The sequence below is a fragment of the Caldicellulosiruptor sp. F32 genome (genome assembly GCF_000404025.1).
GTDB lineage: Bacteria > Bacillota > Thermoanaerobacteria > Caldicellulosiruptorales > Caldicellulosiruptoraceae > Caldicellulosiruptor > Caldicellulosiruptor saccharolyticus.
Genome location: NZ_APGP01000032.1, coordinates 14,230 through 36,226 on the forward strand (window position 1 = coordinate 14,230; position 21,997 = coordinate 36,226).

Here is a 21,997-nt window from a genome sequence, read left to right on the forward strand (position 1 = left end):
ATACGACTTATATTTTATTAAAACCAAATTAAAAATTTGGTATAATAAAAACGTTACTCAAAAGAACATTGAAAGGGAGATGCAAATTATAGATGCTTGTACTTGGTATTGAAACATCATGTGATGAGACAGCAGCTGCTATTGTAAAGGATGGCAGAGAGGTTCTTTCAAACATTGTGTATTCTCAAATTGAGATTCACAATCAATTTGGTGGAGTTGTTCCAGAGATAGCTTCAAGAAAACATGTTGAGAAGATTTCGTATGTAGTTGACATGGCTTTAAAAGAGGCAGATATAGATATTGATAAAATAGATGCAGTTGCGGCAACTTATGGGCCTGGGCTTGTTGGTTCTCTTCTTGTTGGACTTTCGTTTGCCAAGGCACTAAGCTATGCCAGAAAGATACCTTTTATTGCCATAAACCATATAGAAGGACATATATACGCAAATTTCATTACCTATTCCAAGCTCAAACCGCCTTTAATAGTTTTGGTTGTCTCAGGTGGGCATACAAATCTGATTATTTTAGAAGACTTTGACAGATATGAAGTTGTTGGAAAGACAAGAGATGATGCAGCAGGCGAGGCGTTTGACAAAATCGCAAGGTATTTGGGTTTGGGGTATCCTGGTGGGCCTGCAATAGATAAAGTTGCAAGACATGGAGATGAAGAAAAATATAAGTACCCTTTAGCTGATGTGGAAGGGTACAATTTTAGTTTTAGCGGGCTAAAATCTGCTGTTATAAACCATGTGCATACTTTAAACCAGCGTAGAGAGAACTTTAAGGTAGAGGATGTAGCAGCATCATTCCAAAAGGCAGTGGTTGACACTTTGGTAGAAAAGACAATAAAGCTTTCTCTTGAATCAAACATAAAAAGAGTTGCAATTGCAGGTGGGGTTGCTGCTAACTCAAAACTCAGGGAAGAACTTTCAAGAAGATGTAGTGAGCATCAAATAGAATTTTACGTCCCTGATTTTAAGTACTGTACAGACAATGCAGCGATGATAGCCTCTGCAGGGTATTTTAAATTGATAAAAGGACAGACCTCAAGCTATAGCACAAATGCAGTACCTTATATCAGTCTTGTTAGCAAAAAGGAATAAAAAAAGATTGTATTAGTAATTTATAACATCAATAATCTCTCTCTTTTGGTCCTGGGCAAGGTCTATGTAGTATGGGGTGAGTACTGGTGGGCCTTCCTTCCGTGCAACCACTTTTACAATAGGCCTTGTTTTATTGAATGGATTTTCTTCATACACGATTGCAATTTCACCTGTGTTAAGAACAACAAAACATCCAACAGGGTATTTCACAACCATCTTCAAAAACTTTTGTACAATCTCTTTGTCAAACTGAACTCCTGCATATTTTAAAAGGTAATCAGCTGCTTTAGTGGGCACCACCTTTTTCTTGTAAACTCTGTCAGCTGTAAGAGCATCATACACATCTGCAATTGCTATAATTCTTGCAAAAATAGGAATCTTATCACCTTTTAATTTTAGTGGATAGCCTGACCCGTCAAGCCTTTCATGGTGTAAAAGTGCTACTTCTGCAATCTCTTCTGAAATCCCTTCCATATTTTTGACCATTTGATATCCATAAATAGTGTGCTTTTTCATTTCTTCAAACTCTTCATCTGTAAGTTTTGCCGGTTTATTCAGAATTTCTGGATGAATCTTCATCTTACCAAAATCATGTAGCAAAGCTGCTAAGGCTAAATCTTCTATCTTTTTTCTCTCAAAACCTAAAAGCTTTCCTATTATCGCAGAAAAGATGCTAACATCTACTGAATGAAAATATGTATAATTATCAACATCTCTAAATCCAACAATCTTCAAAAATACATCCTCTTCTTGAATTATCTCGGCAACAATATCATTAACAATCTCACGAGCAACAAAGGGGTCAACAATTTCACCTGTCTTTGCTGAGACCATCAAATCTTGAATTGCAATAAATGTTTCATGATAAATAATCTCTTCCTTTACGTAATTTTTTGTTATTTCATCTTCAACATAAACACTGTCAATATTGTATTCCTTTAGTTTTTCAATAAATGAGGGCTTTATGATAAATCCTTCGGGAAGCAAAAGCTTGCCATTTTCAGTAAACACATCTCTTGCAAGCTTCATACCTTCTTGCAATTCATCAATTGTGACTTTTCTCATCTTTTTTTACTACTCCTTTTCAGTATTTTATTGATGCAAATAAAGATGTTTCTAATTAAAATTTTACAGAAATACTTTTATTTAATCAACAGTGTTTTTGTATAGTATTTTAAAATTTGTTTTGTTTAAAGCATTGTACTTTTTCAAAAATGTCTATGAGAATATCAAGTTTAAAAAGGATTTTCGTTTTTGATGTAGAATATCTTATTAGTATCTACAAATTTCTCATAGTCAAAATTCAAGGGGGAATGTAATATGAAAGAATACGCTCCGCAGTATATTAAAAATGTAGTTTTACTTGGACACGGCGGAGATGGAAAGACAATTCTGACAGACAGCATGCTTTTTAATGCAAAGTGTATTGACCGAATTGGCAGAACAGAAGACGGTACAACCACTTCTGACTTTGACCCTGAGGAGATAAAAAGACGAATCTCTATTTCAATGACAGTTGAGCCACTTGAGTGGGGAGATTACAAAATAAATGTGCTTGACACGCCAGGTTATTTTGACTTCGTGGGTGAGGTTTGTGAAGCTATACATGTTGCAGAATCTGCAGTTTTGGTAATTGGTGCAAAGACAAGTGTGCAAGTTGGGACAGAAAAAGGATGGGAGTTTGCAGAAAACAAAAAGTTGCCAGTTCTAATTTTTGTAAATAAGATGGATGAAGAGAATGCTGATTTTGAAAAGGTACTAAAAAAGATTGGTGATGTTTTGACTCCAAAGGCAATTCCAATTCAGTATCCAATAATTGAAAATGGAAAATTTGTGGGCTTTGTAGACATCATTTCAAAAAAGGCATATGTGTATGAGAACAACTCCGCAAAGGAAGTTTCAATCCCGAGCGGGTTGATTAATAGAGTTGAGGAGCTCAGAAATAATTTAATAGAGGCGTCTGTAGAAAACGATGAAGAGCTTATGGAAAAGTATTTTTCAGGTGAGGAGATTTCAACAGATGAAATTTTCATGGGCTTGAAGCTTGGTGTGCTTTCAAGGTCAGTATTTCCAGTCATGTGTGGCTCAGCTTTGAAAAATTTAGGTGTCAAAGAGCTTTTGGATGCGATTGCAAAGCTTCTTCCTTCCTCAGCTGAAAAAGAGTTCAAAGCAAGAGATGTGAAGAATAATAGTGAGATTATTCTAAAGCCAGACACAAGTTTGCCAGCTTGCGCATTTGTGTTTAAAACAGTTGCTGATCCATTTGTTGGCAGAATTACATTTCTCAAGGTTTTGACTGGGACCCTCAGACCTGATATGACCCTTTACAATACCTCATCAGACAGACAAGAAAAGATTTCCCAGCTTTTTATTGTAAGAGGCAAAAAACAAATACCAACTGCAGAGCTAAAAGCAGGTGATATAGGTGTTGTGACAAAGCTGCAATCTACGCTTACAAATACTACTTTGTGTGACCAATCTAAGTTACTTCAAGTTGAAACAATTGAATTTCCGCGTCCATGGCTTATGCTTGCAATTGAACCAAAAGCAAAGGGCGATGAAGAGAAGATTTCAAATGGGCTTCATAGGTTAATGGAGGAAGATTTGACATTTAAAATAGAAAAAAACAATGAAACAGGCCAGAACATCATATACGGAATTGGCGAGCTTCACATTGATGTGATTGTAAATAAGCTAAAAAATAAGTTCGGGGTATCTGTTGTATTGTCCGAGCCAAAAGTTCCATATAGAGAGACCATCAGAAAAAAGGTTAAAAGTGAAGGAAAGTACAAAAAACAAACAGGTGGACATGGTCAGTACGGACATGTATTTATTGAATTTGAGCCAAGTCCAGTGGAAGATTTAGTGTTTGAGGAAAAAATCTTTGGTGGAGCTGTACCAAAGCAATATATACCAGCTGTTGAAAAGGGATTGAGAGAATGCATTAAAAAGGGTGTTTTAGCAGGTTATCCTGTCATGAACCTCAAAGCAACACTTGTTGACGGTTCATACCATCCAGTTGACTCCTCAGAGCTTGCCTTCAAGGTTGCGACCTCTCTTGCGTACAAGAAAGGATTGGCACAGGCAAACCCAGTGCTTCTTGAGCCAATCATGAATGTCAAAGTTGTTGTACCGGAAAGTTACACAGGCGACATAATGGGAGATTTGAACAGGCGAAGAGGGAGAGTTTTAGGAATGGAGCCTGTCGATAAGAACATGGAAAAGATAGAGGCAGAGGTACCGCTTGCTGAGATGTTCAAGTATGCAACAGATTTGAGGTCTATGACACAGGGCAGAGGCTGGTTTACAATGGAGTTTGTAAGATATGAAGAGGTGCCAAGCCATATTGCTCAGAAAGTAATTGAGGCAGCAAAAGCTCAAATGACCGAGGAAGAAGAGGAGTAAAAAATTTTTTCAATTTGCTATTTACAAATAGAGAAAATGGGGTTATAATTAAAAAGACGTTGGTTGTTCAGGGTGAACAATAGACGTCAGAAAAATCTAAATCCATGAAGTGAGGGGAATTTTAGAATGTATCAAGACAAGGTATTAGTTTGCAAGGATTGCGGAAGAGAGTTTGTGTTCACAGCAGGTGAACAAGAATTTTATGCGCAAAAAGGGTTCAAGAACGAACCAACAAGATGCAAAGAGTGCAGAGACCAGAGAAAGGCTATGCAAAGAAGAGAAGGTAGACAAGAAAGAAGACGTGAACTTTACGATGCAGTTTGCAGCGCATGCGGAAAAGAGACAAAGGTTCCGTTCAAGCCAAGAAATGACAGACCCATATACTGCAGTGATTGCTTTTCTAAGATAAGAGCAACAAGGTAAAATTGCTGCAGGTTAAAATAAAATGGGGCTAAATAAGCCGCATCAGTGTGATGATGCGGCTTTTGTTTTAAATTGCAAAGGTTTTGGCATTTTGTCTACTGTTTCAAAGACATAGCCCTTAGATTTTAAAGTTTTAATTATATAGGGCAAAGCTTCAATGACATTTTTCTTTGTAGGACTGTCGTGCATAAGAAGCACTATTTGATTTTTATTCTTTATACTTGCAAAAGTCATTTTGATTATATCCTTGTAAGTAAGTTTTTCATGATTCTTTGATGAATCACCGGTTATAGCATTCCAGTCAATGTATATTACCTTGTTTTTGTCAAAAAACTTTTTTATTTGAGGTGATACCTTGTTTAAAGACCCGCCAGGGAATCTATAATATTTTGGCATTATCCCTGTAATTTGATATATCACATCTTGGGCTTTATTAAAGTCGTCAGCAAAATTTTTGAAACTTTTGTAAATTACTTTATACTTGTGCGAGTACGAATGATTGCCAATTAGATGGCCTTTTTGATAAATTTGCTTGAGAAAATTTGGATATTTTACACAGTTGTATCCAACAACAAAGAAAGTAGCTTTTATACCTTCTTTTTCTAAAATCTCAAGAATCTTAGGTGTCTCAGATGATGGTCCGTCATCTATTGTTAGGTATATAACCTTTTTAGAGATGTTTTTAGTATTTGAGGTACCATGTAGATCTAATACCGGACTAAAAGGTTTAGTTGTCTCATAAACTGATCTGGTTACTGGCTCTAGAAATTTTTGTGCTTTGCTTTTATTTGTATTGCTTACCTCATTTAAATTTTTTGATATAATATTAAAGGGCTGAATCTTAAAATTTTTTTGAGCAAGAGAAGATGGAGGGGCAGTTTTTTCAGCATTGTGATGGCTTTTTAAAATCACACTTGTGAGTATTTGCTCAGTTTTTATAGCTACAGATGTTACCAGCGCAATTGCAAGTAAAATAAGCAAGATCACTGCTAAAATTTTTTTGAGTTTCAACGGCTTGTTGTTCCTCTCTTTTTAGTATTTTATACAAGACATTATAATATATTTATCACATCTTAACAACAAGAAATATCTTGCATTTAAAAAGAAAATATATTAAAATATAATTACAAGGTCAAAGATAGTCAAAGTCAACACGGGTCTTAAGACGGGGGAGGTTTTTATGCCAAGACTGTCCGATATCATTGAGGAATTTATAAAGCAGCTAATTGAAAAAAAAGATGGTGAAGTTGAGATTCAGAGAAATGAGCTTGCAAACTTTTTCAACTGTGCACCGTCACAGATAAACTATGTTCTTTCAACACGTTTTACAATCGAAAGAGGATATTATATAGAAAGCAAGCGCGGTGGTGGCGGTTCAATACGTATAGTAAAGATAAAGTTTGAAAATAGTTCAAATCTGCTTGAGAATATCCTAAATAACATAAATTCTCCTGTTACCCAGCATCAAGCAAACGAAATTATTGAGTGCTTGTTAGAAAACGGTGCTATAACTCAGAGAGAAGCAAATTTGATGAAAGCAGCGTTGAATGACAAGTCTCTACCCATAAATCAACCTTTGAAAGATACTTTAAGGATGTTAATTTTAAAAGCTATGATAATTTCGCTTATGAACGGGTAATATTTATAAGTAGAGGTTTTCGTAAAGGATGGTGAGTTTTATAATGCTTTGCGAAAATTGTGGCAAGCGCCCAGCAACTGTTCACTATACGCAGATTATAAACGGCATTAAGACAGAGATGCATCTTTGTGAGGTATGTGCAAAGCAAAAAGGCACCATAGAATTTGATACACCTTTTTCGGTTACAAACTTTTTAGCCGGAATATTAGAACCAGCTTTTGGCACTCAGGTAATAAAACCTTCTTTTGAGATACAAATTACATGCAAGGGTTGTGGCATGACTTTTGAAGAATTTAAACGAACAGGTAGATTTGGCTGTGCAATGTGTTATAACTCTTTTTCAGAAAAGCTCTATCCTATTTTCAGAAGAATTCATGGCAATACAAAGCATGTTGGAAAGATTCCCACTAAGATGGGGGAAAATATTGCAATCAAAAGGGAGATTGACAAGCTTAAGATAGAGTTAAATATAGCTATAAAAAATGAAGAGTTTGAGAAGGCTGCAGAGATTAGAGACAAGATAAGAGAACTTGAGAAGAAACTTGCTCGGGAGTGATTTGTAAAATGGACGAAGTTGTTGTAACAAGTAGAATTCGACTTGCAAGAAATCTTTCAGATGTTCCCTTTACTATAAAAATGAACGATTATGATGCTGGTCTTGTAATAGATAGGGTAAGAGATGTGATTTCAAGAAATAAGCAATACAAATTTGATTTTTATGAAATAAGAAAATTGCCGCTTTTAAAAAGACAGGTTTTGATTGAAAAACACTTAATATCACCTGCTTTGGTCTCGTCAAAGATAAAAAGTGCTGTTGCAATTGACCAGAATGAAAATATAAGTATCATGATAAATGAAGAAGATCATTTAAGAATCCAGGTGTTGTACAGAGGGCAAAACATCCAGATGGCCTGGGAGGATGCAAACAGAATTGATGACTTTCTAGAAGAGCACCTTCCATATGCTTATGACGAAACATGGGGATATCTTACATCCTGTCCCACCAATGTTGGAACAGGACTGAGAGCGTCTTTCATGCTTCATCTTCCGGCACTTACCCTTCTTGGTTATATGAAGGAAATCATTGAGACAATTACAAAACTTGGTATTGCTGTAAGAGGCTTTTATGGTGAGGGAAGTGAGGTTGTAGGGAATCTTTATCAGATTTCGAACCAGATTACATTAGGGCAGCCAGAAGAGGACATTATTGCAAATGTTATTTCCATCACAAACCAGATAATTGAACAAGAACGTCAAGCAAGACTAAAACTTTTGAATGAGAACAGAGCATTTATCGAAGATAAGGTATACAGGTCTTTTGGAATTTTGAAATATGCGAGAAATATCTCATCGAACGAGGCACTAAAATTAATTTCAGACGTGAGAATGGGTATCAGTATGGGTATTATAAAAGAGGTTACAATTGATAAGATAGATGTGCTTCTTAACTTGATTCAACCAGCTATGATACAAGACTATTTTGGAAGGGAAATGACACCCGAGGAAAGGGACATAAAAAGAGCAGAGCTTATAAGAAAAATTTTAGACTAAAGGAGGTTTTAAAAAATGTTCCAAGGAAGATTTACAGAAAGAGCAGAAAAGGCGATAATGCTTGCGCAGCAATCTGCTGCCGAGCTTGGTCATAACTACGTTGGGACAGAACATCTACTTTTGGGATTGATTAGAGAAGGTGGCGGTATTGCGGCAAGAGTTTTGCAAAGCCAGGGTGTTACTGAAGAAAAGGTGATTGACGAGATAGAAGAGCTAATTGGCAGAGGTGATTATCAGCTTCCGCAGCCGCCAACAGGATTTACACCCAGGACAAAGAGGGTATTTGAAATTGCGTTTATGGAAGCACGAAGGCTTGGCAGCACATATATCAGCACAGAACACATTTTGCTTGCTATTATGCGCGAGGGCGAAAGTGTTGCTGTGAGAATATTAATGGATTTGGGTGTCGACCCACAAAAATTGTTTGAAGAAATCATGAAACTTTTGAACGAGGATGCTAAAAATATGGGTGGGGTATCGCCTCAACAGCAGATAAATTTCCAGACACAAAATACACCAACTCTGAATCAATTTAGCAGGGATTTGACACAGCTTGCACTTGAGGGCAAGATTGATCCTGTTATTGGACGTGAAAAGGAAATAGAAAGAGTTATCCAGATTTTGTCGAGAAGGACAAAAAACAACCCATGTTTAATTGGTGAGCCCGGTGTTGGTAAAACAGCAATAGTTGAAGGGCTTGCCCAAAAGATTGTCGAAGGAAATGTTCCAGAGCTTTTGAGAAACAAAAGGGTTGTTGCTTTGGATCTTTCTGCAATGGTTGCAGGGTCAAAGTTCAGAGGCGAGTTTGAAGAAAGGCTAAAAAAGGCAATGGAAGAAGTTAGAAAAGCAGGGAATGTTATTCTCTTTATTGATGAGATGCATACTATCATTGGTGCTGGTGCGGCAGAAGGGGCAATTGACGCATCAAATATTTTAAAACCAGCTCTTGCACGCGGTGAGATTCAAGTAATTGGTGCAACAACGCTTGATGAGTACAGAAAACATATAGAAAAAGATGCAGCTTTAGAGAGAAGGTTCCAACCCATCTTGGTTGGTGAGCCAACACCAGAAGAGACCATTCAAATATTAAAAGGGCTTCGAGACAAGTACGAGGCTCATCATGGTGTTAAGATAACAGATGAGGCTATAAAAGCTGCTGTTGATCTTTCTACAAAGTATATTACGGACAGATACTTACCAGACAAGGCAATAGACCTTATTGATGAGGCCGCATCGCGTGTGAGACTTAAAATGTACACACTTCCGCCTCATGTAAAAGAGCATGAAGAGAAGATTGAAAAGCTTGAGAAGGAAAAAGAAGAGGCAATCAGGCTTCAAGAATATGAAAAAGCAGCAAAGATAAGAGATGAGATTATAAAACTTCGCCAAGAACTTGAAAAGGTTAAGAATTCGTGGACTAACGATCAGCAAAAGGCTCAGCCAATTGTGACTGAAAATGATATTGCATATATTGTGGCAAGCTGGACAGGTATTCCTGTTAACAAGCTCACAGAAGATGAATCTGAAAGACTGTTGAAATTAGAAGAGGTTTTACACAAACGTGTGGTTGGGCAGGATGAAGCTGTAAGAGCTGTTGCAAGAGCGATAAGGCGTGGAAGAGTTGGTCTGAAAGACCCAAAAAGACCAATTGGTTCGTTTATATTCTTAGGTCCAACTGGCGTTGGTAAGACAGAGCTTTGTCGTGCGCTTGCTGAAGCATTGTTTGGAACAGAGGATGCTCTTATTCGAATTGACATGTCAGAATATATGGAAAAATTCAATGTATCAAAGCTAATTGGTTCTCCCCCTGGATATGTTGGATATGAAGAAGGTGGACAGCTTACAGAAAAGGTTAGAAGAAGACCATACTCAGTTGTACTGTTTGACGAGATAGAGAAAGCTCACCCTGATGTTTTTAACCTCCTTTTGCAAATACTTGACGATGGTAGACTTACCGACTCTCAAGGCAGGACTGTAAACTTTAGAAACACAGTAATTATTATGACATCAAACATTGGTGCGCAGCTCATTACAAATCCAAAGAAGTTAGGTTTTTCGACGTCTGAGGACGAAAAACAGAGAACATATGAGCAGATAAAAGAAAGTGTTATGGGTGAGCTGAAGAAGACTTTCAGACCAGAGTTTTTGAACAGAATAGACGAAATTATAGTATTCCATCCATTGGATGAGGAAGATGTCAAAAAGATAGTTGAAATCTTGCTCAACAACTTAAAAGAAAGAATTAAATCAAGCGAGTATTATGCAGAATTTACACCTGCGCTTGTTGATGCAATAGCTAAGAAAGGGTTTGATCCGCTATTTGGTGCAAGGCCACTTAAAAGAGCTATCCAGACCATGGTAGAAGACAAGATTTCAGAAGCTATTTTAGAAGGGCAGATAAAACAAGGGGATGAGTTTATAGTTGATTATGTAGATGACAAGACTGTAATAACCAAAAAAGAGAAAAGCAGCAGCTCTGAAACCACTCAAATAGAACAAGCAAAGTAGAGAGTTAAATAAAAAAAATGGGTGCACCTCGGTGATATTTCCCGAGGTAGCACCCTTTTGTTTTTTTATTTCAATTTAGTACTTTTTCAAAGTTTATACAACCTTTTTTGGCACCATTATCTTTCTGAGCTTTGCATATCGAGGAAGTCCCTTTTCAAATTTGATTTCAACTTCGCCTTCGATTAGAGGCTGGATATAATTGAGAATTTCTTCTTTTACATAGTTTCCATCATGAGAAATCCATGCAAGAGGTACTAATTTCTCTGCGTTTGCAACTTTATAAAGCTCTACAAGTTCTGTTGAACTGGAATATGGACTATCACTGTCACGCTTAATTGCAACCATGTATCCACTTGCACCTTCAACTGCATATTTTACAGCCATTCTTCCAACCATGTATGCCTCTTCAACATCAGTCTTTGACATGATATGAGCTGCACTTCTCTGCAGAACATTGAACTGGATTGCTTTTACTCTCTTTTCCACTTCTTCACGGATTATGTTTTCTAAAACAAACGCTGCACCACCAAGTTGTACATGCCCAAATGCGTCTATTCCAAACTTGTGGCTCATATCAGCAATGTACTTTCCATCTTTGTCCTTGATACCCTCTGATACTACAATTGTAATTTTCCCTGTCTTCTTGTGTATATTTCTGACATCATCTAAGAACTTGTCAACAGAAAACGGTACTTCAGGTAGGTAAATAAGGTCAGGTGCACCAATATCTTTCGCAGCCAAGGCTGATGCAGCAGCAAGCCACCCGGCATTTCTTCCCATTACTTCAATTATTGTAACAATATTTGTTGGATATACAACAGCATCTCTTGCTATTTCCATGACAGACGTTGCAATGTACTTTGCAGCACTACCAAAGCCAGGGCAGTGGTCTGTCATGACAAGGTCGTTGTCAATTGTCTTCGGAATTCCTATTATGCATATATCATAACCAATCTTTTTTGCATAGCGTGTGAGCTTGTCAGCAGTATCCATTGAATCATTTCCACCAATGTAAAAGAAATACCTTATATTGTGTGCTTCAAAAACATTAAAAATCTTAACATAGTCTTTTTCATCGTGCTCAAAAGGCTTTAGCTGATATCGACAAGAACCCAAGGCCGATGAAGGTGTAGTTTTTAAAAGCTTTAACTCTTCAGGGTCCTCCATTCTGAGGTCGTAGAGTTCCTCATCAATAAGACCAATTATCCCATTTTTTGCACCATAAATAGCCCTTATTGGATGTTGCTTCATCGCTTCTTCAATTACACCTAAAAGCGAGGCATTGATAACAGCAGTTGGTCCCCCCGATTGCGCTATTACACAATTTCCCTCTTTTGGCCTTTTAGATCCCTCCCGCTTTTGTTAAATTTTCAGTTTATCTTAATGTTAAACATTGAAGCCGTCTGTCATTCTACTTTTTTAAAGTCATCTATATCTGTAGGTGAATCCACAATTATAGTCTTAAAGTTCTCGTATATAACAAACCCTGGTTTTGATTTGGGCGGTTTTCTAACATACTTTACATAAGTATAGTCAACAGCTACCTTGGTTGAGTTTTTCGCTTTACTAAAATACGCAGCAAGTAGTGCAGCTTCCAGCAAAGTCCTATCAGGCACGCTTCTGTTGTTTGTTCTGATTATGACATGTGAACCTGGGATTTTTTGGGTATGGAGCCAGATATCATTGCTTGATGCAAATCTTAATGTGAGATAATCGTTTTGGATATTGTTTCTTCCTACATAGATGTCAAAACCATCTGAGCTGACAAAATGATGAGGATTTGGTTTTTTGGAATCTTTCTTTTTTTCATTTTTCTTAGCATCTGGCTGGGTTTTTACATATCCTTCCTTTTCCAACTCCTCTTCAACACTCAAAAGGTCTTCCATCTCTACACTTTTTTCAAGCAAAGCTTCTAAGCTATACAAAAATTCCAGTTCAGTTTCAATCTCTGATATTTCAGCTTTAGCGTATTCTTCAGCTTTCTTTAATTTGTTATAAAGTTTATAATACCTCTCTGCATTCTGCTTCAGGTCTTTGTCTTTTTCAATTGGAATTTTAATTTGCGGCAAATCCTCGCTGTAGTAGTCAATAACTTCAATGAAGTCTTCAGATGTGGGTTTTAGTTGATATAGGTTTGCTAAGATTAGGTCGGCGTACTTCTTGAAAAGCTCAGCATTTTTTGCCTCATCTATTTTTTGCAGGTTTTGTTCGTACCTCTGACTTAGCTTTTTTAAATTTTGCTCAATTATCTTTTGAAGATATTGTTTTTTTTCAATGAAAATGGTATGTTCTTCTTTTTTTGAATAGTATTCATCTATACATCTGTTGAGGCTTGTAAAAAACCTTTTTGAAAAGTTTGAATAGCTCTTCAGATCAATTACATAAAAATCTACTACATTTCCTTTATCTGTGTACAATGTTGGTAGAATTTCACCTTTTTCTACTATACAATATAATAATTCTTTTAAAGATTCAAAAATCCTTTTGATAACTTCGTTTTTTTCAACACTTTCTTTAAAAACTTGTGCATGCAACATGACCTCGTTTACAAACTGTTTGCTAATTCCTGACAAATTGTCAATAAGAATGTTTTCATAAGATTTGTTAGAGTTCTCAAAAAATGAAGAGAATTCTTCAAATGTAACTTCAAGAGGATTTTTCTTTGTTAACACTGGTGGCAATACATATTTAGCTCCTGGCAAAATAGTACGTGGAGAAATTTCAAAAGACATCCTCTTTATTGCGTCAATAATTCTGTTATTTGAGTCCACTAAAAATATGTTGCTATGTCTCCCCATCATTTCAAATATAATATATTTTTTCTCGATATCTCCAAGCTCATTTTTGGTTTCAAATTCTATTTTAACAATTCTTTCCAAACCTTCTTGATAGATGTTCGTAATTTTTGCACCAAGTAGATTTTTGCGAAGAATCATACAAAAATTTGGTGCAACCTCAGGATTTTTCTTTTGTTTTTCTGTAATATATATTTTTGGAAGCGACGGATTTGCAGAGATTATGAGTTTTTTTGTCATGCCCAGTTTGTAGATATAAAGATTTATTTCAAACTGATTAGGTTGATAAATTCTTTCAACCTTTCCTTCAGTAAGTTCAAGCGTAAGCTCTTTTTTAAGTCTACTAAGAACAACTCCGTCAAATGGCATCCTTAGCTTCCCCCGTCTTCAAGTAAGTAATCTTCTTTAGAATGTGTAATATTTTCAGAGTCAATATATTTTAAAGCAAATAAAAATCCCAAAAACAACCAAAAATAAGTGGTCATCATTGGAACTTCAAAGATATTTTCAACAACGTTGTGTATCAAAACAGTTGCAAGGCCAATTAAAATGCCACTACCTATTTTTTTGAGTTCTTTTGACTTTAATTGTTTAATCACTCTTGCTGCTAAAACCAGTCCCATCACAAATGTCAATATCATGATGATGACCCCAATAATTCCCATTTCAACAGCACTTTTAAGATAGAAATTATCAACGTAAAATGCATCTGCGATATTTCTCTTTGCAACAGCTCCTCCGAATCTTCCAAAGCCAACACCAAACAAGAGGTTTTCTTTTAAAATCTCAAAAGCCTTTGTCCATCTTGCAATTCTACCTGCTCTTGCACTGCTTTTTGCGTACTGGCTGCTTAGCATATAAAGTATTCTCATCAATATTGAAGGAGCAAGAATTGGAACTAACACTATTATTGAAAACAGCAGTGCTAAAACTCTTTTGTCGATAAAAAATCCATATAAAATCATGGATACTAAAAATGCAAGCCATGCACCTCGTGAAAATGTAAATCCAAGACAAACAATCATTGAAATTAAAACTACAAGGTAGTAAATCCTTCTTGAAATACTCTTTTCGTATAGCACAAAAGGAATAACAAAGGGTATAGACATTGCGAGTAAGCTTCCTAAAACATTTGGGCTTCCTATGATTGAGTAAACTCGTGTTCTTATATACGTCTCAAAACTACTATCAATCCAACTCGACGGAATTTCAACTCCAATTATATACTGGTAAATACCATACAAAGATATCAAAAACATCATAAAGATGTAAACAGAAATAAATCTTTTAAACTGGCAAATATTTTTAAGTAAATTCAATCCTACAAAAAACCAAAGAGCGTATTCGGCATATACTCTAAATCCTTCAATTGCAATTCTCATATTTGGAGAATTTTTTAACAGCAGGAAAATGCAAATGAGTAAAAAGACAATGATATATATATCTAATGGTGATACTCTCAGTTTAGGATTGTTATTCAAAGTTGATTTTAGGATGAACGCAAACACAATCAATATAAAAAACATCTCATCCCATATTGATGCAAAACTTCCAAGGACACCTACTTTTCTAAAAATAAAATCAACAAACGCATAAAGTACAACACCATACAAGAGCTTTGATGGGTCTTCAAATATAATTAACACAAGTAAAAATAGAGCAAGTGCCAAAAGTGCAATTTTCGACGATACCAAACTTCCTATAAGCCCCAGTAAAAATATCAAAAAGGCGGTAGTGTACAAACTCTTTCTTTCAACCATTTTTATTTCACCTTTCAATAAATTTCTTTTAAGAAAAAATTTCTTTAAAGAACTTCAAGATTAAGCTATTTTGTACATATTTGCTACTACTTAGTTGAAAATTTAGAAAATTTATGAGTAGCAAAACAAATAATATTACAAGTTTAGTTAGAGAGAGTCTATTTTTGATTGCCTCACCAGTGAAAAAACCAAGGTAGAATACAAAGATGTAAAAAGTAAAGACGAAAATAGGGCTTTTTCTAAAAAGAATTATTTGACTTTTAAGTAATTTTAGCAAAAAGCTATTTGACCAAAACCCTTTAAATTTTTGAAACACATTGAAGGATTTTGTAATGCAAAAGCTATAGAAGTTTTTCACAGCCCTCAAGATAAAAGAGCTGCTTATGTATTTTTGTTTTTCCTCTTTTCCTACAAGCTCAAATACTATAGAATATTGGGAAAAGTAGAAGAGCTTGGATACAAGTTCATAAATCCTGCTTTCCCTTAAATATCTATAAAGGAATATCACTATTTTATAAGCAATACTTTCTCTTATCATCATTTCACATCCCTATTCTTTTACAATTTTAACACCAGTTACAACACCAACAAGCTCGGTAGTTTTTGTCTTGACATAAAAGGTTTTACCAACTCTCACTGTTTGCTTGTCTAATTTTATGGTAGCCCCTTCAAGTGTCACATACCCATAGATTGTAACATAGACATCTTTTTTATACGGATGAGTTGCAACAACAACTTTGCCTTCTTGTGATGTTCTTTCATAAACTCCTTCTTTTATCTGGACATCTCGTATATACGATTTTGTCAAGGTATTTTCAGACACCAGAAAATCGTTTTTGTGTAAAGACTCAGCCATCACAGGGTCAACAAGAGGAATCTTCACATTGATAATTGCTTCGCCATATTTGATTTCTACAAATTCGTCTTGTGATGCATTTTCAGATGCCTTTCCATGCGATGAAATTTTGACAAACCCTACCCATGCAATAGCTGCAATCAGCACAATTAAGATAAGGTCTACAATGTTGATAATCCCGAATAGCCTACCCTTCTGATCTACAATCTTCATTATTTTCTCCCTCCACATTAGATTTATCAAAACCATAGTATTACAAATCATTTTGGTTGGTCAAGAGATTTTATAATTTTTTGTTGACTATTTTGTCAAAAATATTGTATCTTAAAATCTGTAATGAAAATACTATTATAAGCCTTAAGGAGGATAAGAGATGATTGATATTATTTGTTTTTCAACAACACCGTGGGATCCGATACCTACGCGAAAGCAACAGATAATGAAAAGAATGCCGGAAAGCTGTAGAATATTTTACTTAGACCCACCAGTAACTTATATAGGGCCGTTAAAAGATCCAAGCCTGAAGCCGTATTTGACCAAGTTTAGAAAATCTCCCAAGAGAGTTAAAGAAAATCTATTCGTCTTTGCCTTGCCTCCAATTATGCCTTTTTACAACAGAAAAAGGTCAATTAATAAATTCAATCAAAAAATGATAGCAAGGTTTGTGAAAGAGGTTATTTATCAGAACTTTGATCTAAAGTCACCCATTATTTGGACGTATATGCCAAACACAGTTGACCTTTTGGAGTATCTTCCTTATGGATTTTTAGTGTATGACTGTATAGACAAACATTCAGAGTTTCAAGGTTTTATTAACAAACAGGTTGTAGAGGAAATGGAAGATGAGCTTGCTAAAAAGAGCAATGTGGTTTTTACAACAGCAGAAGGTCTTTACAACAAACTCAAGAACCTAAATCCAAAAACATACCTTGTACCAAATGGAGCAGAGTTTGAGCATTTTAATAAGGCAGCAACAAAGGCTCCTGTGCCAGAGAGTATGAAAAATATTCCTCATCCTATCTTTGGCTTTGTAGGAGTCATTCATACATGGATTGATACACAGCTGATAGAGTATTTGGCATCCAAAAGAAAAGATTGGTCGTTTGTCTTGATTGGTCCTGTTGGTGCAGGCGTGAGTGTAGATAACCTTAAAAAATACAAAAATGTGTATATGTTAGGAAGAATAGATCATCAAATCTTGCCCCAGTATGTTGCGCAATTTGATGTTTGTTTGAACCTTTTTAAGATTAATAAATTATCAGAAAATGTAAGTCCCCTTAAGTTCTATGAGTATTTAGCTACTGGAAAGCCAATTGTTTCAACCTCAATGCCTCAAGTTGAAGAGTTTCCGGATGTTGTTTATATTGGGAAAGATTATGATGAGGTATTGCAAAAGTGTGAAGAAGCAATTTCAGAGCTCAAAGACGGTAGCAATGAAAAGATGTTAAAAAGAGTAGAGTACGCAAGGCTTACCTCATGGGATAGTAGAGTAAGCCAAATAATTGAGATACTAAAGAGGGAAGGGATATATGTTGAATAACGTTTGTGTAATTGGGCTTGGATACGTAGGACTACCACTTGCTCTATCTTTTGCAATGAAAGGTTATAAAGTTTATGGGGTTGACAGCAATCCAGAGCTAATTAGTGAGCTTCAAAGAGGGGAAACTCATCATTTAGAAAGTTATAAAGGAAGGACAATTCAAGAGATTTTAAAAGATCACCTACAAAATGGAAACTTTGTACCAATGCTTGATTATAAAGAGGCAATGCAAGCCTGCGATGATATTATAGTTACCGTGCCAATCCCAGTTTATGGAGGGAAACCATATTACGAATATTTGATTTCTTGTGCGAAAGAGATAAAGAATAACTTGAGAAAAAATCAACTTATTGTTCTAAGGTCAACTGTTGTACCTGGTACAACCAGAAATGTGTTTCTTCCTATATTGGAAGAAAGTGGCCTAAAGTGTGGCAAGGACTTTTATTTAGCTTACGCGTCTGAGAGAATTGCAGAGGGCAGAGCCTTTGAAGAATTTGAGAACATGCCCACAGCTCTTGCTGGTTTTTGTGAAGTCAGCACAAAAAGAGCTGTTGATTTGATAAAAGTGATTTGCAAAGAAGAGGTTGTTGTTGCATCTTCGGTTGAGGTTGTGGAGACGGCTAAAGTACTAGAAAATCTTCAAAGAGATATAAACATTGCAATGGTGAACGAATTTGAAAGATTTACAAAGGCTATGAATTTAGATATATTTGAGGTCATCAAGGTTGCAAATACACACAAAAGGGTGAATTTGCTTTATCCAGGCCCTGGTGTAGGTGGTTTTTGTATACCAAATGCTTTTTATTATCTGAATGCAAAGGCAGAGGAGATGGGAGTGGAACTCAAGCTATCTAAGACTGCAAGAATGTTCAACCAAGGAATTCCCGCCTATATCTCTGACCTTGTGATAAGGACAATTGAAAAGTATGGAGCTAAAAAGAAGGTTGCTGTGCTTGGTATTGCGATGAAAGATTATTCTTCGGACGATAGGCTCAGTCCTGCACTTGAAATTGTTGAGATTTTACGACAACGTGGTGTTGAGGTAAAAGCGTTTGACCCTGCTGTGAAAAAAGAATATGATTTTAAAGTAAAGAGTTTTAAAGAAGCATTAGAAGATGTTGAGGTTGTTCTTATTTTAGCGCGACAGCATGGAATAGAATTTGATAAGATTTTTGAATATATTCCCCCTTCAAGAGCCATCGTAATTGACACAAGAGATGTATTTACCCAGCAGGATGCAAAGGAAAAAGGGTTTATTCTGGAGAAGATATAGAATAGCTGCTATGGCTAAAAAATGGGGTCTTGGCAAAATGGCCAAGACCCTTTTTTGGATATAGACTTTCAAAATAAAATTTGGTGGGTTTTGCAAACAAGATTATAACAAAATTTTTTAAGCATGTTAATATTCATTTGTCCATCTTCTTATTAAATAATTTTTCTTGTTACATTTAAAATGATATGCTATAATAATGTGGGCTTTGTAAAAAAACAGAGTCGGAAATCTTCGGTGGAAGGCAAGATTGCCTTCTTTCTATCCGACTCGAAGAAAAACCGAATTGAGGGAGGTTGAAAAAGATGCCAGTTTTAACTATGAAACAGCTCTTAGAAGCAGGTGTTCACTTTGGTCATCAGACACGCAGATGGAATCCCAAAATGGCAGAGTATATCTTTACAGAAAGAAATGGTATTTATATCATCGACCTTCAAAAGACTGTAAAGAAAATGGACGAGGCTTATGAGTTTGTAAAATCCCAAGTGCAGGAAGGAAAGATTATTCTCTTTGTTGGAACTAAAAAACAAGCTCAAGAGACAATCAAAGAAGAAGCAGAAAGATGTGGTATGTACTATATCAATCAAAGGTGGCTTGGTGGGCTTTTAACAAACTTTAGAACAATAAAAACAAGAATTGAAAGGCTAAAAGAGCTTCAGAGAATGGAAGAAGATGGCACATTTGATGTTCTACCAAAGAAAGAAGTGAATCTTTTAAGAAAAGAGAAAGAAAGACTTTTGAAGTACCTTGGTGGAATCCAGAATATGCCAAGAATTCCTGATATCTTGTATATTGTTGATCCGAGAAAAGAGAGAAATGCAGTGCTTGAGGCAAGAAAACTTGGGATACCAATAGTTGCTATTGTTGACACAAACTGTGATCCTGATGAAATTGACTATGTTATTCCTGGAAATGATGATGCAATAAGGGCAGTAAAGCTCATTACCTCTAAGATTGCGGATGCTGTGATTGAAGGAAGAGAAGGGGAACAGTTTGCACCTGCTTCAGAGCAAAAGGAAGAGGTTAAAGCTCAAGAGGTTAAAGATAGTAATGATGATGTTATAGATGAATAACCTTTTTGTTCCTTTAGTATAACTTTTAGGAGGGATTTTTGATATGATTAGCGCTGAAATGGTAAAAGAGCTAAGAGAAAGAACTGGTGCTGGAATGATGGATTGCAAAAAGGCATTAGAAGATGCCAATGGCGATATGGAAAAGGCAATTGAGCTTTTAAGAGAGAGAGGTCTTGCAAAGGCAGCAAAGAGGGCTTCAAGAGTTGCTGCAGAAGGCATTGTAGAAAGCTATATCCATGGCAATGGCCGAATTGGTGTATTGGTTGAAATCAACTGTGAGACAGACTTTGTTGCAAGAAATGAAGAATTTAGACAATTTGCAAAGGATATTGCAATGCAGATTGCAGCTGCAAATCCTAAGTATGTTTCACGAGAGGAAATTCCACAGGAGGTTATCGAAAAAGAAAAGGCGATATTAAGACAGCAGGCACTAAACGAAGGAAAGCCTGAAAATGTTGTTGACAGAATTGTTGAAGGAAGACTTGAAAAGTTCTTTGAGGAGGTATGTTTGCTTGAGCAGCCTTGGATTAAAAACCCTGACATGAAAATAAAGGATTTGCTCACCGAAAAGATTGCTAAGATTGGAGAGAACATTGTCATAAGAAGATTTGCAAGATTTGAAAGAGGAGAGGGAATTGAGAAGGTTGCTTCTTGTTAATTTTTAAATAATAGCAAGGGAAGGGAACACTATTTATTAAAGTGGTGTTCCCTTTTTTTGAGCAAAAACTCTTGATAAAGATGTGCTTTTATTTGTAAAATATTATCATAGAGAAGGAGAAGATAAAAAATGGTTGAACCAAAGTACAAAAGGGTAATATTAAAATTAAGTGGGGAAGCATTGGGAGGAGAAAAGGGTTTTGGAATTGATTGGCAGGTTATTGAATCTATTGCTGAAGAAATAGCAAAAGTAAGAGAGCTTGGTGTTGAGGTTGCCATAGTTGTTGGTGGTGGCAACTTCTTCAGGGGAAGAAGTGCTGAGCATATTGACAGGGCAACAGCTGACTACATGGGAATGCTTGCGACTGTTATTAATTCACTTGCACTTCAGAGCATCCTTGAAAAAAGAGGAATACCTACAAGGGTCCAGAGTGCAATCGAGATGAGGCAGATTGCAGAACCGTATATCAGACGACGTGCAATCAGGCACTTAGAAAAGGGCAGGGTTGTAATTTTTGCATGTGGAACAGGTAATCCTTTCTTTTCAACAGACACTGCAGCAGCACTGAGAGCTGCTGAAATTGATGCTGAGGCCATACTTCTTGCTAAAAAAGTTGATGGTGTTTATGATAGTGACCCTAAGAAGAATCCAAATGCTAAAAAGTACGACTTTATAACCTACTTAGATGTCATCAATCAGCGACTTGAGGTAATGGACTCAACAGCTACATCTATGTGCATGGATAATCAAATTCCAATTGTGGTATTTGAACTTGCAAAGGGGAACATTATCAAGGCTGTGATGGGTGAGAACATTGGCACATTAGTAAATGTAAAGGAGGAAAGGTGAGATGCCAGAGCCTATTCAAATTGCTGAAGAAAAAATGAAAAAGGCAATTGAAACTTTAAAAGAAGAGTTTGCAACAGTCAGGGCAGGAAGAGCAAATCCTCATATCTTGGACAAGGTTATGGTAGACTACTACGGTGTTCCAACTCCAATTCCTCAGCTTGCGAGCATTACTGTACCAGAAGCGAGAATGATTGTCATCCAGCCGTGGGAAGCAAGAATGCTCAAAGAAATTGAAAAGGCAATTCAGAAGGCAGACCTTGGTGTAAATCCTGCCAACGACGGTAAGGTAATAAGGCTTATATTCCCTGAACTTACTGAAGAGAGACGAAAAGAGCTTGTAAAACAGGTTAAAAAGATGGCAGAAGACGCAAAGGTTGCAATCAGAAACATCAGAAGAGAGGCAATTGATGAGTACAAGAAGATGAAGAAAAACAATGAGATTACAGAGGATGACCTGAAAGACGCTGAAGAGGATGTACAAAAGCTTCACGACAAATACATAGAACAAATTGAAAAGCTTTTAAGTGCAAAGGAAAAGGAGATAATGGAGGTATAAATTTAAAAAGA

At 36.1% G+C, this 21,997-nt stretch carries 18 protein-coding genes and 1 pseudogene; 13 read left to right on the top strand and 6 right to left on the bottom strand.

The features are described 5' to 3' along the window. The first annotated feature begins 92 nt into the window (after positions 1 to 92). On the top strand, positions 93 to 1,103 hold the full coding sequence (gene tsaD / locus H964_RS03665; RefSeq protein WP_039764720.1) for a tRNA (adenosine(37)-N6)-threonylcarbamoyltransferase complex transferase subunit TsaD: 1,011 nt from the start codon (positions 93 to 95) through the stop codon (positions 1,101 to 1,103). Positions 1,104 to 1,115: 12 nt separating this feature from the next. Here tsaD and H964_RS03670 read toward each other — a convergent pair whose 3' ends face one another. After that, complete coding sequence (locus H964_RS03670; protein WP_039764722.1) at positions 1,116 to 2,168, bottom strand: HD-GYP domain-containing protein; 1,053 nt, start codon at positions 2,166 to 2,168, stop codon at positions 1,116 to 1,118. A gap of 255 nt (positions 2,169 to 2,423) precedes the next feature. Between H964_RS03670 and fusA the strand changes: the two genes are divergently transcribed. Next, the gene (gene fusA / locus H964_RS03675) at positions 2,424 to 4,508 is read left to right on the top strand and encodes an elongation factor G (protein WP_039764724.1); all 2,085 of its coding nucleotides are present in this window, start codon (positions 2,424 to 2,426) and stop codon (positions 4,506 to 4,508) included. A 126-nt stretch (positions 4,509 to 4,634) separates the two neighbouring features. After that, entirely contained in the window at positions 4,635 to 4,931 is a 297-nt protein-coding gene (locus tag H964_RS03680) for a zinc-ribbon domain containing protein (RefSeq protein WP_011917876.1), read from the top strand. 42 nt (positions 4,932 to 4,973) lie between these two features. On the opposite strand, the gene H964_RS03685 is transcribed toward H964_RS03680, so the two are convergent. After that, on the bottom strand, positions 4,974 to 5,942 hold the full coding sequence (locus H964_RS03685) for a polysaccharide deacetylase family protein (protein WP_039764726.1): 969 nt from the start codon (positions 5,940 to 5,942) through the stop codon (positions 4,974 to 4,976). A gap of 169 nt (positions 5,943 to 6,111) precedes the next feature. Here H964_RS03685 and H964_RS03690 point away from each other — a divergent pair, with 169 nt between their 5' ends. Genes H964_RS03690 through H964_RS03705 form a run of 4 tightly spaced genes read left to right on the top strand, consistent with a single transcriptional unit; the run spans position 6,112 to position 10,629 of the window. After that, positions 6,112 to 6,570, top strand: a complete 459-nt coding sequence (locus H964_RS03690) for a CtsR family transcriptional regulator (RefSeq protein WP_011917874.1) — start codon at positions 6,112 to 6,114, stop codon at positions 6,568 to 6,570. Between the two features lie 43 nt (positions 6,571 to 6,613). Next, complete coding sequence (locus H964_RS03695; protein WP_039764784.1) at positions 6,614 to 7,126, top strand: UvrB/UvrC motif-containing protein; 513 nt, start codon at positions 6,614 to 6,616, stop codon at positions 7,124 to 7,126. 8 nt (positions 7,127 to 7,134) lie between these two features. After that, on the top strand, positions 7,135 to 8,121 hold the full coding sequence (locus H964_RS03700; protein WP_039764728.1) for a protein arginine kinase: 987 nt from the start codon (positions 7,135 to 7,137) through the stop codon (positions 8,119 to 8,121). Positions 8,122 to 8,136: 15 nt separating this feature from the next. Beyond that, positions 8,137 to 10,629 (top strand): ATP-dependent Clp protease ATP-binding subunit, encoded by a 2,493-nt coding sequence (locus H964_RS03705; protein ID WP_039764731.1) that lies wholly within the window; start codon positions 8,137 to 8,139, stop codon positions 10,627 to 10,629. Positions 10,630 to 10,722: 93 nt separating this feature from the next. Here the strand turns inward: H964_RS03705 and H964_RS03710 are convergent. From H964_RS03710 to H964_RS03730, 4 genes and pseudogenes are all read right to left on the bottom strand, one after another. Beyond that, positions 10,723 to 11,967: pseudogene (locus H964_RS03710) on the bottom strand (6-phosphofructokinase); the annotation flags it as partial. 68 nt (positions 11,968 to 12,035) lie between these two features. Beyond that, positions 12,036 to 13,793, bottom strand: coding sequence for an Rqc2 family fibronectin-binding protein (locus tag H964_RS03715; RefSeq protein ID WP_039764736.1), 1,758 nt, complete (start codon positions 13,791 to 13,793; stop codon positions 12,036 to 12,038). Positions 13,794 to 13,795: 2 nt separating this feature from the next. Then, positions 13,796 to 15,184, bottom strand: a complete 1,389-nt coding sequence (locus H964_RS03720) for an O-antigen ligase family protein (protein ID WP_039764738.1) — start codon at positions 15,182 to 15,184, stop codon at positions 13,796 to 13,798. Positions 15,185 to 15,734: 550 nt separating this feature from the next. Next, positions 15,735 to 16,253, bottom strand: coding sequence for a DUF4330 domain-containing protein (locus H964_RS03730; RefSeq protein ID WP_039764742.1), 519 nt, complete (start codon positions 16,251 to 16,253; stop codon positions 15,735 to 15,737). Between the two features lie 160 nt (positions 16,254 to 16,413). Here H964_RS03730 and H964_RS03735 point away from each other — a divergent pair, with 160 nt between their 5' ends. From H964_RS03735 to frr, 6 genes are all read left to right on the top strand, one after another. Continuing rightward, entirely contained in the window at positions 16,414 to 17,580 is a 1,167-nt protein-coding gene (locus H964_RS03735) for a glycosyltransferase (protein ID WP_039764745.1), read from the top strand. Then, positions 17,573 to 18,853 carry a nucleotide sugar dehydrogenase gene (locus tag H964_RS03740; RefSeq protein WP_039764788.1) on the top strand — a complete coding sequence of 427 codons (1,281 nt, stop codon included), beginning with the start codon at positions 17,573 to 17,575 and terminating at the stop codon, positions 18,851 to 18,853. Before H964_RS03735 ends, H964_RS03740 begins: the two co-directional genes overlap by 8 nt. 302 nt (positions 18,854 to 19,155) lie before the next feature. Then, positions 19,156 to 19,923 carry a 30S ribosomal protein S2 gene (gene rpsB / locus H964_RS03745; protein WP_039764748.1) on the top strand — a complete coding sequence of 256 codons (768 nt, stop codon included), beginning with the start codon at positions 19,156 to 19,158 and terminating at the stop codon, positions 19,921 to 19,923. Between the two features lie 43 nt (positions 19,924 to 19,966). Continuing rightward, a complete protein-coding gene (tsf, locus tag H964_RS03750) occupies positions 19,967 to 20,581 on the top strand; it encodes a translation elongation factor Ts (RefSeq protein ID WP_039764749.1) in 615 nt (204 codons plus the stop codon). Positions 20,582 to 20,710: 129 nt separating this feature from the next. After that, the gene (gene pyrH, locus H964_RS03755; protein ID WP_039764752.1) at positions 20,711 to 21,430 is read left to right on the top strand and encodes a UMP kinase; all 720 of its coding nucleotides are present in this window, start codon (positions 20,711 to 20,713) and stop codon (positions 21,428 to 21,430) included. Between the two features lies 1 nt (position 21,431). Next, entirely contained in the window at positions 21,432 to 21,986 is a 555-nt protein-coding gene (gene frr, locus H964_RS03760) for a ribosome recycling factor (RefSeq protein WP_011917860.1), read from the top strand. The last annotated feature ends 11 nt before the right edge of the window (positions 21,987 to 21,997 follow it).

What these genes read in the sequence shown, in the direction of transcription:
- H964_RS03705 (WP_039764731.1), top strand. Translation starts at nt 8,137, where the DNA reads ATGTTCCAAGGAAGATTTACAGAAAGAGCAGAAAAGGCGATAATGCTT.
- H964_RS03715 (WP_039764736.1), bottom strand. Translation starts at nt 13,793, where the DNA reads ATGCCATTTGACGGAGTTGTTCTTAGTAGACTTAAAAAAGAGCTTACG.
- pyrH (WP_039764752.1), top strand. Translation starts at nt 20,711, where the DNA reads ATGGTTGAACCAAAGTACAAAAGGGTAATATTAAAATTAAGTGGGGAA.
- H964_RS03730 (WP_039764742.1), bottom strand. Translation starts at nt 16,253, where the DNA reads ATGAAGATTGTAGATCAGAAGGGTAGGCTATTCGGGATTATCAACATT.
- frr (WP_011917860.1), top strand. Translation starts at nt 21,432, where the DNA reads ATGCCAGAGCCTATTCAAATTGCTGAAGAAAAAATGAAAAAGGCAATT.
- H964_RS03720 (WP_039764738.1), bottom strand. Translation starts at nt 15,184, where the DNA reads ATGGTTGAAAGAAAGAGTTTGTACACTACCGCCTTTTTGATATTTTTA.
- tsf (WP_039764749.1), top strand. Translation starts at nt 19,967, where the DNA reads ATGATTAGCGCTGAAATGGTAAAAGAGCTAAGAGAAAGAACTGGTGCT.
- H964_RS03700 (WP_039764728.1), top strand. Translation starts at nt 7,135, where the DNA reads ATGGACGAAGTTGTTGTAACAAGTAGAATTCGACTTGCAAGAAATCTT.
- H964_RS03695 (WP_039764784.1), top strand. Translation starts at nt 6,614, where the DNA reads ATGCTTTGCGAAAATTGTGGCAAGCGCCCAGCAACTGTTCACTATACG.
- tsaD (WP_039764720.1), top strand. Translation starts at nt 93, where the DNA reads ATGCTTGTACTTGGTATTGAAACATCATGTGATGAGACAGCAGCTGCT.
- fusA (WP_039764724.1), top strand. Translation starts at nt 2,424, where the DNA reads ATGAAAGAATACGCTCCGCAGTATATTAAAAATGTAGTTTTACTTGGA.
- H964_RS03690 (WP_011917874.1), top strand. Translation starts at nt 6,112, where the DNA reads ATGCCAAGACTGTCCGATATCATTGAGGAATTTATAAAGCAGCTAATT.
- H964_RS03680 (WP_011917876.1), top strand. Translation starts at nt 4,635, where the DNA reads ATGTATCAAGACAAGGTATTAGTTTGCAAGGATTGCGGAAGAGAGTTT.
- rpsB (WP_039764748.1), top strand. Translation starts at nt 19,156, where the DNA reads ATGCCAGTTTTAACTATGAAACAGCTCTTAGAAGCAGGTGTTCACTTT.
- H964_RS03670 (WP_039764722.1), bottom strand. Translation starts at nt 2,168, where the DNA reads ATGAGAAAAGTCACAATTGATGAATTGCAAGAAGGTATGAAGCTTGCA.
- H964_RS03735 (WP_039764745.1), top strand. Translation starts at nt 16,414, where the DNA reads ATGATTGATATTATTTGTTTTTCAACAACACCGTGGGATCCGATACCT.